The sequence below is a fragment of the Hymenobacter daecheongensis DSM 21074 genome, assembly GCF_900141805.1.
Taxonomy (GTDB): Bacteria; Bacteroidota; Bacteroidia; order Cytophagales; family Hymenobacteraceae; genus Hymenobacter; species Hymenobacter daecheongensis.
This window is the reverse complement of the sequence record NZ_FQYN01000003.1, coordinates 427,153-438,267: the sequence shown is the minus strand read 5'-3', so window position 1 is coordinate 438,267 and position 11,115 is coordinate 427,153. Positions and strand designations below refer to the sequence as shown.

Sequence of the window (11,115 nt, the reverse complement as noted above, 5' to 3'; positions counted from 1 at the left end):
TGCCGCAACCAGGTATACTTTTTTGCGGATCAACCTGCCCGCGAGCGTAACGCAAGTCCAGCCCCGTATCGTGGCTACTGCCAACGACAAAACGGCCATTGTCCTGGACGAGGTTTTCCTTAGCAGCAATAGTCCCCTGCCCGTGGAACTGACGGCTTTCGAGGCCCTGCGCCAGACCAACGCCGTACTGCTGAAGTGGGCCACCGCCAGCGAAAAGAATAACGACCGTTTTGAGGTGGAGCGTAGCGCCGACGGCCAAGAGTTCCGGGCCATCGGCACCGTGGCCGGCCACGGCTCCACCACCCAGGCCCAAACCTACGCCCTGACCGACCGGCAGCCCTTATCGGGGCTGAGCTACTACCGCTTGCGCCAAGTGGATACGGAAGGTGCTTTTTCCTATTCCCCGGTTCGGGTAGTGGCCACGGGCGCGGCTGCAGCCCTGTATCCGAATCCAGCTCAGGAAGACTTGCACTTGCCCACCGGTTCGGCCGGTCAGCCGTACCAAGTGCTCAATCTGTTGGGGCAACTGCAGGCCCACGGCCTGGTGCCCAACAATGAGACCATCGGCCTTGGGCAGCTACGGCCGGGCAGCTACATGCTGCTCACTGGCACCGGCATCAGCCGAACTTCTCAGCGCTTCCAGCGGCAGTAAGAAGTAACAGGAAAAGGGGCCCTTGACACAAAAGGCCGGCCCTCCCGAAAGAGGGCCGGCCTTTTGTGTCAAGGGCCCAGGAAAGTAGTACGAGCGGCTACACCGAGAAGCTGTCGCCGCAGCCGCAGGTGCGGGAGGCGTTGGGGTTGTCGAAGTAGAAGCCTTTGCCGTTGAGGCCGTCGGAGAAGTTAAGCTCAGTGCCGGCCAGATAGAGGAAGCTTTTCATATCCACCACTACCCGCACGCCTTTGTCCTCAAACTCCTGGTCCATTGGCTTCACCTCATTGTCGAAGTCGAGCTTGTAGGAGAGGCCAGAGCAGCCGCCACCGGCTACTGAAGCCCGCAAACGATACGTCGCGTCCAGCGCCGCATCGTGCATGAGCTTCTCGACTTTCTCTTTGGCTTTATCAGAAACGGTAATCATGGCTTTGGGGGTCTTGGGGGTCTTGGGGGCTTGGGAGCTTGGGGGCTTGGTTTGTCGTTCTGGCAGCATTAACACTAATCCAAGTCAAAACAAAAAACCAAGCCCTTAAGTCCCCAAGACCCAAATTCCCAACAACTAAGAAGATGGATTCAGCACTACGCTGAAAACGGTGATGGTATTCAGGTCCCGGCCGTAGTAGAGCTTATCGAGGGCCTCGTAGGTATTGTGGGCGCGGAAGTAAGAAGTCTGCAGCTCCCGGTCGCCGCGGGCCCGCCACTGGATGGTGTAGGAGCTTTCCGTATCACGGGAATCCTTCACGTAGGTCAGCATCTTGCGGAGCGCGTCGAGCTTGTCGTGGCCTTCCTCGTAGCGAAACAGAAAGCTCTGCTGGTGGCGCGGGTTCACGGTAATCAGATCCAAGCGCACGCGGCCCGCCAGCTGCCGGAACTCGAACAGCAGATTGCCCGGACCCATGCCCAGATGATCTTCAATCTGCTTCTGAATCCGACTGCTTTCGACGTGGATATCCTCCATTCTGAATCAGTTGCCAGTTTTCAGTTGCTGATTGTCAGAGTCTGGACGTTGAATGACCTAACAACTGACAACCAGCAACCGACAACTAGTTAGTGGTGCGACTTTACTTCTTCCAGCACGGCTAGGCCGTTTTTCACGCGGTAGTCGTTGATGGCCGACTTAATGGCATCTTCAGCCAGCACCGAGCAGTGAATTTTTACCGGTGGCAGAGCCAGTTCCTCCACAATCTCCATGTTGTCGATGGCCAGTGCCTCGTCCACGGTTTTGCCCTTCAGCCACTCGGTAGCGAGCGAAGAAGAAGCAATAGCCGAGCCGCAGCCGAACGTCTTGAACTTGGCGTCGGTGATGGTGTTGGTGGCCTCGTCCACTTCAATCTGCAGGCGCATCACGTCGCCGCACTCGGGAGCACCCACCAGGCCGGTGCCCACGTTCTTCTTGCTCTTGTCCAGCGTGCCCACGTTGCGGGGGTTGCTGTAGTGGTCGATTACTTTATCGGAGTAAGCCATGGCTTTTCTTTGAAAAGAATTAAAAATTGAGAATTAAAAATTAAAAATGAATTACTCGTCTTGGCGCGAAGTGAACCGTGAGACAATTCTTCATTTTTAATTTTTAATTGATTTTAGTGTTCGGCCCACTCGATTTTGTCGAGGTCGATGCCTTCTTTGAACATCTCCCACAGCGGCGACATCTCGCGGAGCTTGGTAACAGCCTCCTTCACGTGGCCGATGGCATAGTCGATCTGCTCGTCGGTGGTGAAGCGGCTGAGGCCGAAGCGCAACGAGCTGTGGGCGAGGTCGTCGCTGAGGCCGAGAGCTTTGAGTACGTAAGAAGGCTCCAGCGAAGCCGAGGTGCAAGCTGAACCCGACGATACGGCCAGGTCTTTCACGCCCATCATCAGGCCTTCGCCTTCCACATACTTAAAGGAGATGTTGGCAACGTGCGGCAGACGATGCTCACGCGAGCCATTCACGTAGCTTTCCTCCAGCGTCAGCAGCTCTTTTTCGAGTCGGTCGCGCATTTTGCTCAGGCGCTCGGTGTCGGCAGCCATTTCGAGGCGGGCCAGCTCGCAGGCTTTGCCCAGGCCCACGATGCCGGGCACGTTCAGGGTGCCGGAGCGCATGCCGCGCTCGTGGCCACCGCCGTCCATCTGGGCGGTTACCTTTACCCGTGGGTTCTTGCGGCGAACATACAGAGCGCCTACGCCCTTGGGGCCGTACATTTTGTGGGCCGTAAAAGCCATCAGGTCAATGCCGTCGGCAATTACGTCCACTGGAATCTTGCCTACGGCCTGGGTGCCGTCGGTCATGAACAGCGCGCCGTGCCGGTGGGCAATGGCGGCAATCTCGCGAATCGGCTGAATGGTGCCGGTTTCGTTGTTGCCGTACATGATGGTCACCAGAATCGTTTCGGGCGTCATGGCCGCTTCCAGCTCGGCGAGGCTGATGAGGCCTTCCGAATTCACCGGCAGATACGTAACCCGGCCACCGAGCTTCTCGATATGCTTGCAGGTATCGAGCACGGCTTTGTGCTCGGTGGTGGTGGTGATGATGTGGTTGCCCTTCTGCGAATACATCTCAAACACACCCTTGATGCCAAGGTTGTCGGACTCGGTAGCGCCTGAGGTGAAGATGATTTCTTTGGGGTCGCAGTTGATGAGCGCAGCAATCTGCTCACGGGCGTAGTCGACGCCTTCCTCAGCGGCCCAGCCGAAAGGGTGGTTGCGGGACGCGGCGTTGCCGAATACCTCGGTCAGATACGGCATCATGGCCTCCAGCACGCGCGGATCGAGCGGCGTGGTGGCATTGTTGTCGAGGTAGATTGGGAGCTTGAGCATGGCTCGAAAAGATATAAATCAGCGGAAAACCAGAGGAGAAACCGACGAATCTAGCGGAGAATGATTCGCAGGTAGAACACGAAAACCCATGAACAGGTTTTACTTTGCCCCCACAAAAGTAGATATATTCCAAATAAGACTCACCAGCCCTTTCCCCAACTTTCATGTTCACCAACCTCGAACACCTCGGCCTTGCCGTGCACGATCTGGAAGCCGCCACGGCGCTTTATACTACCCTGCTCGGGCAGGCTCCTTATAAAAAGGAGCACGTAGCCAGCGAAGGCGTAGATACGGTTTTCTTCCAGGTGGGCGGCTCCAAAATCGAGCTGCTGGCCGGCACTACCCCCGAAAGTGCCATCACGAAGTACCTTAGCAAAAAGCCCGAAGGCATTCACCATGTCGCCTTTGAGGTGGCCGATATCCGGGCCGAGATGGCGCGGCTGCGGGCCGAGGGCTTCGTACTGCTGAACGAGGAGCCCAAGCCCGGCGCGGACAATAAGCTGGTGTGCTTTGTGCACCCCAAAAGCGCCGCCGGCGTACTGGTAGAGCTATGTCAGAGTGTGGGGTCTTAGGGCCTTGTGGTTGGAACTGTCATCCTGAGCTTGCGAAGGACCTTCCTCCGATAAGTGAGAAGCATGTGTCAATGAGCAAGGCCCTCATTGTGGGCAGGTAATGGGCTTTGTGCATTAAAGTGAGCTTCTAAGCGATAACGAAGAAGGTCCTTCGCAAGCTCAGGATGACAGTTCCAACCCCAAGGCCCCAAGACTCCGATAACCAAGCCCCCAAGCCCCCAACAACCAAGACCCCAAAAAATGAATAGCAATTTTTTTCGCCAGGAAGTCGATGCTGCCGTGGATGCGCTGCTGCTGCAGCAGGTGATTTTGTACCCCACCGATACCGTGTGGGGCCTGGGCTGCGACGCGGAAGTGCCGCCGGCCGTGGAGCGCCTGTATAAGCTCAAGAACCGGCCGGCCGATAAGACCTGCATCGTACTGGTGGCTGATGAGGTTATGTTTGCCAAATACGCGGCCGTAGTGCCGCCGAATCTGGCGGAGCTGATGGCGGGACAGGCGCGGCCCACTACCTACATCGTGCCCGGCAGCCGGCACCTGGCCGCCAACCTGCTGGCCCCCGATGGCACCATCGGCCTGCGCGTAGTGAGCACTGACGACTTCTGCCACAAAGTAGTGCGCCGTCTGGGCCACGGCCTGGTTTCGACCTCGGCCAACATTAGCGGTGAGCCGACCCCAGCCATTTACACCGAGGTGAGCCCGGCCATCGTGCGCGGAGCCGACTACGTGGTGAGCTGGCGGCAGGATGATACCAACGCCGCCACTCCCTCGCGCGTAGTGCGCGTGCTGCCCAATGGCGAGTTGGAGGTGGTGCGGGAATAAGCAGTTGTCATTGCGAGCAAAGCGAAGCAATGACAGGCGGCGGCGCAATGACACGGGCTGGGTTACCTTTGCGGCTGTTTGGCTTTCCGCATTGCTTTTATGAACACTCCGCAGCTCCCCGAAAATCCGTTGTTCCGTACCATTGCTGAGGCCGCCGGCGAGCTGGGCTACCCGGCGTACGTTATTGGCGGATTTGTGCGAGATTTGGTGCTGGCGCGGCCCAGCAAGGACGTGGACGTAGTGTGCGTGGGCGACGGCATAAAGCTGGCGCAGGCTGTGGGTCGCAAGCTGCCGGGCAAGCCCAGGGTAACGGTATTCAAGAACTTCGGCACCGCCATGCTGCCCACCGACACCGTGGAGCTGGAGTTTGTGGGGGCGCGCAAGGAGAGCTACCGCGCCGAAAGCCGCAAGCCCGAGGTGGAAGCCGGCACCCTGGAAGAAGACTTGGCCCGCCGCGACTTCACCATCAATGCGCTGGGTCTGAGCCTGAACCAGCAGGATTTTGGAACGCTGGTAGACCGCTACGACGGCATGGGCGACATCCGGCGCAAAATCATCCGCACGCCGCTCGACCCCGATATCACGTTTTCGGATGACCCGCTGCGCATGATGCGGGCCGTGCGCTTTGCCACCCAGCTCAACTTCGATATTGAGCCCGATACCTACGATGCCATTGCCCGCAACAAGGACCGCATCAAGATTGTGTCGCAGGAGCGCATTACGGACGAGCTGAACAAGATTATTATGGCCGCTAAGCCCAGCTATGGCTTCAAGCTGCTGTTTCAGAGTGGGCTATTGCAGCTCATCTTTCCGAAGATGGCCCTGCTCTACGGGGTGGAGAAAGTGGGCAAGCACGCCCACAAGGACAACTTCTACCACACCCTGCAGGTGCTCGACAACGTGGTGGAAGCCGGCGGCGACCTGTGGCTGCGCTGGGCCGCCATTCTACACGACATCGCCAAGCCCGCCACCAAGCGCTACTTTCCCAACGTGGGCTGGACCTTTCACGGCCACGAGGACAAAGGTGCCCGCTGGGTGCCCCAGATTTTTACTGACCTGAAACTACCACTGGGCGAAGAGATGCGGCAGGTCCAGAAGCTGGTCCGCCTGCATCTGCGGCCCATTGCGCTGGTGAAGGAAACCGTAACCGACTCGGCGCTGCGCCGCCTGCTCTTTGAAACCGGCGACGACATCGACCGCCTGATGCTGCTGTGCCGGGCCGATATAACCAGCAAAGACCACCAGCGCAAAGAGCGCTACCTGCGCAACTTCGGGGTGGTGGAAGAAAAGCTGAAGGAAGTAGAAGAAAAGGACCATCTGCGCAACTTCAAGCCCGTCATTACGGGGGAAGTCATCATGGAAACCTTTGGATTGAAGCCCTCTAAAGAGGTAGGTGAGCTGAAAAGCGCCGTGCTGGAGGCCATTCTGGATGGCAAGATTCGCAACGAGTTCGAGGAAGCCTTTGCCTTCCTGTTGCAGCAGGGTCAGGCAAAGGGTCTTCCTCCGGGTCACCTTTCACTCACCAGTAAGTAAACCCAATTCTCGTTTGTATAGGCAAGGATGAAGGCCGGGACCGGTAGGTTGCCCGGCCTTCATCGTATTCTCAGAAAAAGTCCTGGCCGCTCCGACGGCGGCACCGGAAGCCCGATGGCCTCAACGTGCTATTCGCTTACGTAAGTGGCTGAGGTATTGGTTGTCGTTATATAGTGCTTTTGCAGTATAAATGGTTCCCGGCTAGTCGGCAATAGGCGTGACGCGGGATGAGCCGGACAAATCTTTTTGGATGCTGGTGGGCTGGCCGGCGTATTGCAGGCGGCTAGCTCCGCTCAGCTCGGCCCGCAGCCGGTCGCTCACGCGCACTTTGGCTTTGCTGATGCCCGACAGGTCGAACTCGGCGCGCTGCACGGGCATTCCCAGGGCGTTTACCTGGCAGGCCCCGGAGCCATCCACGGCCAGCTCGGTGGCGGTGCCGCGCAGATCGGTGCGGCAGGCGCCGTTCAGGTCCAGTACCAGGCGGGTCACTTTCACGTTCAGCATAGCGTTGCTGGCCCCGCTCTGGTCTACGCGCAGGCTTGGGCCGCTGAAGCCGGCCACGTTAGCCTGGCACGCCCCGCTCAGCTCCAGACCGCGCAGTTCGGGCAGCTGCACCCGAATCAGCACGGGCTTGCGGTTGGAGGCGAAGCCGGAGAAAAAGGATTCGCGGCGGGAGCTGATAACGAGTTGGTCGCCATCGGTATCTACGCGCAGATTGCGCAGCTCCCGGTCGTTGCCGGCCGCTTCTGCCTTAAACTCGGGGCCCTGGCGCACATACACGCGGTAGGCGCCGCTGGCTTCAATCTGGCGGAAGCCGCTCAGATTGAAGTTGCGGCGCTCGGGGCCGTAGTCGGCGGGGCTAGCCGAGAAGCTGGCCTCGTCCACATCAATGCGCACGCCCACGTTGCCATCTTCGTCGTCGTCGGTGTTCACCCGCACCCGCATGTTGCCCTCGCCGGTATTGATGTTCACCACGGCATCGGTGCTGTCGGCTTCCTCGTCGTCGCCGTCGAAATCACTGCCGAAGTCGTCGCCGCGCAGCTCCTGCTCGGTGCAGTCCACGCACTCCAGCCGGTTGTTGCGGAGGCGGAAGAGGTGCTTTTCGGGGTTTTCGGGGCGCTGGTCGTTCACGAAGTTCTCACTGCTGATCCAGTAGGAAAAGTCCTCGCTGATGCGGAAATACTTGTTGCGGGGCAAGTGCACCGTCAGGCGCAGCTCCTGGTCGCGGTAGCTGGCATCGGGCAGGAAGGAGAAGTGGTCGTCGAACACCAGAGTTGAGTCGTTGGTCTGGCGCACAGTGTAGCCGATGGAAGTGGCGGCGGTGCGGGTGGCTTCGGCTTCGGTCGCGCCTTTGGACGAGAAAATCTTATCCACGCTCACTACCTGGGCGCTATCGGCTGCTACGAACTCCACATCAACATTTTGGCCGCTGCTGCGGTCCATCGAGCGGGTATCCAGAAACAGGGTAGGAGCGGCCAGGGCCGGGAAGCGCTGCACCTGGGTCTGCTCGCCCTGGTTCTGGAAGTTGTGGCTAAGAGCGGCAAAGGCCATGCTGGACCCCACCACGCTCAGCAGCCACAAGCCCAGCAGCGAAAGGCCCACGGTGCGTGTGAGTACGGTGCGGCGCAGCAGCAGCCCGATGCCCGAAAGCAACGTGGCCAGCGCCGGAATGACGGCCATGCCATAGAAGGCAAACAGCGACCAGAAAGAGAACCCGCGCAGCAGAATGTAGGCCGGCACATCGCCCAGCACAATGTTCTGCGACTCCGGAATCCAACCCAGGCCGGCAACCAGCGCAATGGTGATGCCCACAACCAGCGAGAAGCCGATGATGACGAGCATGACCCCGGCGAAGATGCGGATGGCCGAGCCGATGAAGTTCAGCAGAGGGCGCAGATTGCGAAACAGGTCTTCCAGAAACATGCCCAGGGGCCGGTTGCCGTTCCCGGCTACGGCACCGGGCTCATCGGTAAAAGCATTGCTGCGCAGCGTATTATCGATGCCTGACAGCGTGACGGCATCGCCGCGCATCCGCATCTTGTCCGACACGGTTTTGGCTTCGGGCAACAGAATCCAGAGGATGATGTAGAGCGGAATGGCGAAGCCGCCGGCGAAGATGAACACGACGAACAGCAGGCGCACCACCACCACATCGAGCTTGAAATAAGCCGCCAGGCCGGCCGAAACGCCGCCTACCTTGCCCGTGTCGGTATCCCGGTAGAGCTTACGGAAGGTCGGGTCCTCATTGGCCGGGGTCGCATCGTAGCGCTTGGGCAGCGCAATCCAGAAAATGATGTAGGCCAGAAAGGCGATGCCGCCCAGGTCGAAGCCCTCGAAGCGGAAGGCGTGGCCATCGTAGTGAAAAATATTCCCCAGCAGGGGCCGAATGAACAGTGCCATCAGGAAGACCAGTCGGATCCAGAGCGGATTGACGGCGAAGTAGCGGGCAATGCCGGCGGCTACGCCCGCAATTTTGCGGTTGGCCATGTCGCGGTAGAGGCGGCGCGGCTCCTCGGCCGTGGCGGTGCTGCCGGTGGGGGTGCCGGCCGCAGCTGCGGCGCTGGCTCCGTCGGCGTAGGAGGTGTAGGCGGCGGGGCCGCCAGCCAGGGCTTCTTCCTCGTCCTCGGCCTCATCGGCGCTCTGGAAGTCGCTCACGCGGCCCATTTTGGCCACCATCTCCTGCACGTCGGTCAGGGTTATGATCTGCTTGGTAGCCGAGGTGCGGGCGGCAAACAGCTCGGCGATGCGGCCCTCGATGTCGGCCACGATTTCCTCGTGACCCCGGTAGCCGGAAAAGTGTGCCTTCACCTCCGCCAGATAGCGGCTAAGCACGTCGTAGCCATCTTCTTCGATGTGGAAGATAAGGCCCTGGAGGTTGATGCTGATGTTCTTTTTCATCTCAGTACTGCAAATCAAGAGTGACTCAAAGGGAATGGACCGGGCCGGCTACTGGTGGGGCGGGGTATCGGTGCCATTGAGGTGAGGCTTCTGGCGGATGATGCGGATCGAGTCCGATACTTCCTCCCACGTGAGGCGCAGCTGGTGCAGAAACTCCTGCCCGACCTGCGTGAGGGTGTAGTATTTGCGCGGCGGCCCGGAGGTGGATTCCTTCCAGGTATAATCGAGCAGGCCGGCGTTTTTGAGGCGCGTGAGCAGCGGGTAGAGCGTGCCCTCCACGACAATCATGCGGGCGGCGGTCAGCTCCTCCAGCATGTCGGACGCGTAGACCTCGCCCCGGGCAATAATTTCCAGGATGCAGAACTCCAGGATGCCCTTCCGCATCTGCACTTGGGTGTTCTCTACTTTCATGGGCTTGGCAGAAATCGGTGAAGAATGAAACAAAGATAATAGAAGGTACTATGCGACGCAAGGTACTAGTGAAATATATTTTTGCTTGTGCAGAATGCCTTCGCCGCTGGCCCGCTCCGGGCATGCGCCAAGCAGATAGCAGAAAAGTGACAAGCGCCGATGTGGGTGCAATAAGAAAAAACGCCCTTGTGATGCATTCAGGCTTGATTTATGCCGTTCGGCAAAGTGCCAGCCGCGGCAAGCCACCCAGTAGCTGCACTATAAATAAGTATCTTGCGTTTGTGGTGCGGACCAACCGTACCCCGTCTTTTTTATTCTATGCCACACGTCTCCCGACTTATTTTTCTGCTTGCCGGCACCGGATTCACCCTCGGCCTCGCGCCTCGCGCCACCGCCCAAACCCGCGACCTGACGCCCAAATACAGCAACGAATTCCTCAACATCGGGGTAGGCGGGCGGGCCCTGGGCATGGCCAACGTACAGGTGGGCCTGGTGGGCGATGCCACATCCGGCTACTGGAACCCGGCCGGCCTGCTCAACCAGAAGCATAAGTATGACGCGGTGCTGATGCACTCCGAGCTGTTTTCGGGCATCGTGAAAAACGACTACGCCGCCTTTTCGATGCCCTTGGATGAGCAGAGCGCCCTCGGGGCTAGCCTCATCCGCACCGGCGTCGATAACATTGCCGACACCCGCAACCTAATTAATGAGTACGGCTACATTCAGTACGACCGGATTCAGTATTTCTCGGTGGCCGACTATGCGGTGCTGCTTTCCTACGCCCGCCGCATTGGCAGCATCGAGGGGCTGAAAGTGGGGGCCAATGGCAAGATCATCTACCGCAACTACGGCCGCTTCGCCAATGCCTGGGGCTTTGGCATCGATGCCGGGGCGCAGTACGACAAAGGCGACTGGCACCTGGGCCTAACCGCCCGCGACATCACCACCACGTTCAATGCTTGGTCGATAAACGCCGATGAGTTTAAGGACGTGGCCGCGGTAGGCGACAAGGTGCCCACCAACAGCACCGAAATCACGCTGCCGCGCTTTGTATTGGGCGTGGGGCGCAGCTTCAAGCTGCCCGGCCAGCTCACGGCCCTCGTGGCCACCGACCTGGAAATAACCACCGACGGCCAGCGCAACACGCTGGTATCGAGCAAGGCCGCCAGCATCGACCCCAAGGCCGGCGTGGAACTCGGCTTCCGGGACCTGGTGTTTCTGCGCGGCGGCATTGGCAACTTCCAGAAAATGGAGGCCGCCAAGTCCTTCGATAACAAGGGTGGCTGGCGCGGGCAGCCTACGCTGGGCGTAGGCGTGGCCCTGAGCGGCCTGCGCCTGGATATGGCCCTTTCGCGCCTGGCCCTGGATAAGCAGGGCGGCGGCAATGCCAACTCCATTATCGTGTCGTTGGGCTACGGTATTAAATAACGCAGCT

At 59.4% G+C, this 11,115-nt stretch carries 11 protein-coding genes; 5 read left to right on the top strand and 6 right to left on the bottom strand.

What is annotated here, in order from left to right; genetic code table 11:
• Window positions 1–70 precede the first annotated feature (70 nt).
• The gene (locus BUB62_RS19280) at window positions 71–652 is read left to right on the top strand and encodes a T9SS type A sorting domain-containing protein (RefSeq protein ID WP_159437420.1); all 582 of its coding nucleotides are present in this window, start codon (window positions 71–73) and stop codon (window positions 650–652) included.
• Between the two features lie 97 nt (window positions 653–749).
• On the opposite strand, the gene BUB62_RS07535 is transcribed toward BUB62_RS19280, so the two are convergent.
• The 4 genes from BUB62_RS07535 to BUB62_RS07520 form a co-directional block, all read right to left on the bottom strand.
• The gene (locus BUB62_RS07535) at window positions 750–1,076 is read right to left on the bottom strand and encodes a HesB/IscA family protein (protein WP_073108567.1); all 327 of its coding nucleotides are present in this window, start codon (window positions 1,074–1,076) and stop codon (window positions 750–752) included.
• Between the two features lie 135 nt (window positions 1,077–1,211).
• Window positions 1,212–1,610, bottom strand: coding sequence for a hypothetical protein (locus BUB62_RS07530; protein ID WP_073108174.1), 399 nt, complete (start codon window positions 1,608–1,610; stop codon window positions 1,212–1,214).
• Between the two features lie 89 nt (window positions 1,611–1,699).
• A complete protein-coding gene (gene iscU / locus BUB62_RS07525; RefSeq protein WP_073108171.1) occupies window positions 1,700–2,116 on the bottom strand; it encodes a Fe-S cluster assembly scaffold IscU in 417 nt (138 codons plus the stop codon).
• A gap of 113 nt (window positions 2,117–2,229) precedes the next feature.
• Window positions 2,230–3,444, bottom strand: a complete 1,215-nt coding sequence (locus BUB62_RS07520) for an IscS subfamily cysteine desulfurase (RefSeq protein WP_073108169.1) — start codon at window positions 3,442–3,444, stop codon at window positions 2,230–2,232.
• Window positions 3,445–3,608: 164 nt separating this feature from the next.
• Between BUB62_RS07520 and mce the strand changes: the two genes are divergently transcribed.
• The 3 genes from mce (at window position 3,609) to BUB62_RS07505 (ending at window position 6,371) form a co-directional block, all read left to right on the top strand.
• On the top strand, window positions 3,609–4,016 hold the full coding sequence (gene mce, locus BUB62_RS07515; protein WP_073108167.1) for a methylmalonyl-CoA epimerase: 408 nt from the start codon (window positions 3,609–3,611) through the stop codon (window positions 4,014–4,016).
• A gap of 240 nt (window positions 4,017–4,256) precedes the next feature.
• On the top strand, window positions 4,257–4,838 hold the full coding sequence (locus BUB62_RS07510) for an L-threonylcarbamoyladenylate synthase (RefSeq protein ID WP_073108164.1): 582 nt from the start codon (window positions 4,257–4,259) through the stop codon (window positions 4,836–4,838).
• Window positions 4,839–4,937: 99 nt separating this feature from the next.
• Entirely contained in the window at window positions 4,938–6,371 is a 1,434-nt protein-coding gene (locus BUB62_RS07505; RefSeq protein ID WP_073108564.1) for a CCA tRNA nucleotidyltransferase, read from the top strand.
• Window positions 6,372–6,572: 201 nt separating this feature from the next.
• On the opposite strand, the gene BUB62_RS07500 is transcribed toward BUB62_RS07505, so the two are convergent.
• Window positions 6,573–9,269, bottom strand: coding sequence for a PspC domain-containing protein (locus tag BUB62_RS07500; protein ID WP_073108162.1), 2,697 nt, complete (start codon window positions 9,267–9,269; stop codon window positions 6,573–6,575).
• A 48-nt stretch (window positions 9,270–9,317) separates the two neighbouring features.
• Window positions 9,318–9,680 (bottom strand): PadR family transcriptional regulator, encoded by a 363-nt coding sequence (locus BUB62_RS07495; RefSeq protein WP_073108160.1) that lies wholly within the window; start codon window positions 9,678–9,680, stop codon window positions 9,318–9,320.
• A 318-nt stretch (window positions 9,681–9,998) separates the two neighbouring features.
• On the opposite strand from BUB62_RS07495, the gene BUB62_RS07490 reads away from it, so the two are divergent.
• A complete protein-coding gene (locus BUB62_RS07490; protein ID WP_073108157.1) occupies window positions 9,999–11,108 on the top strand; it encodes a putative type IX sorting system protein PorV2 in 1,110 nt (369 codons plus the stop codon).
• Window positions 11,109–11,115: the final 7 nt, after the last annotated feature.

Coding starts and splice junctions, on each gene's coding strand:
- mce (WP_073108167.1), top strand. CDS start 3,609: ATGTTCACCAACCTCGAACACCTCGGCCTTGCCGTGCACGATCTGGAA.
- iscU (WP_073108171.1), bottom strand. CDS start 2,116: ATGGCTTACTCCGATAAAGTAATCGACCACTACAGCAACCCCCGCAAC.
- BUB62_RS07535 (WP_073108567.1), bottom strand. CDS start 1,076: ATGATTACCGTTTCTGATAAAGCCAAAGAGAAAGTCGAGAAGCTCATG.
- BUB62_RS07530 (WP_073108174.1), bottom strand. CDS start 1,610: ATGGAGGATATCCACGTCGAAAGCAGTCGGATTCAGAAGCAGATTGAA.
- BUB62_RS07510 (WP_073108164.1), top strand. CDS start 4,257: ATGAATAGCAATTTTTTTCGCCAGGAAGTCGATGCTGCCGTGGATGCG.
- BUB62_RS07500 (WP_073108162.1), bottom strand. CDS start 9,269: ATGAAAAAGAACATCAGCATCAACCTCCAGGGCCTTATCTTCCACATC.
- BUB62_RS07520 (WP_073108169.1), bottom strand. CDS start 3,444: ATGCTCAAGCTCCCAATCTACCTCGACAACAATGCCACCACGCCGCTC.
- BUB62_RS07505 (WP_073108564.1), top strand. CDS start 4,938: ATGAACACTCCGCAGCTCCCCGAAAATCCGTTGTTCCGTACCATTGCT.
- BUB62_RS07490 (WP_073108157.1), top strand. CDS start 9,999: ATGCCACACGTCTCCCGACTTATTTTTCTGCTTGCCGGCACCGGATTC.
- BUB62_RS07495 (WP_073108160.1), bottom strand. CDS start 9,680: ATGAAAGTAGAGAACACCCAAGTGCAGATGCGGAAGGGCATCCTGGAG.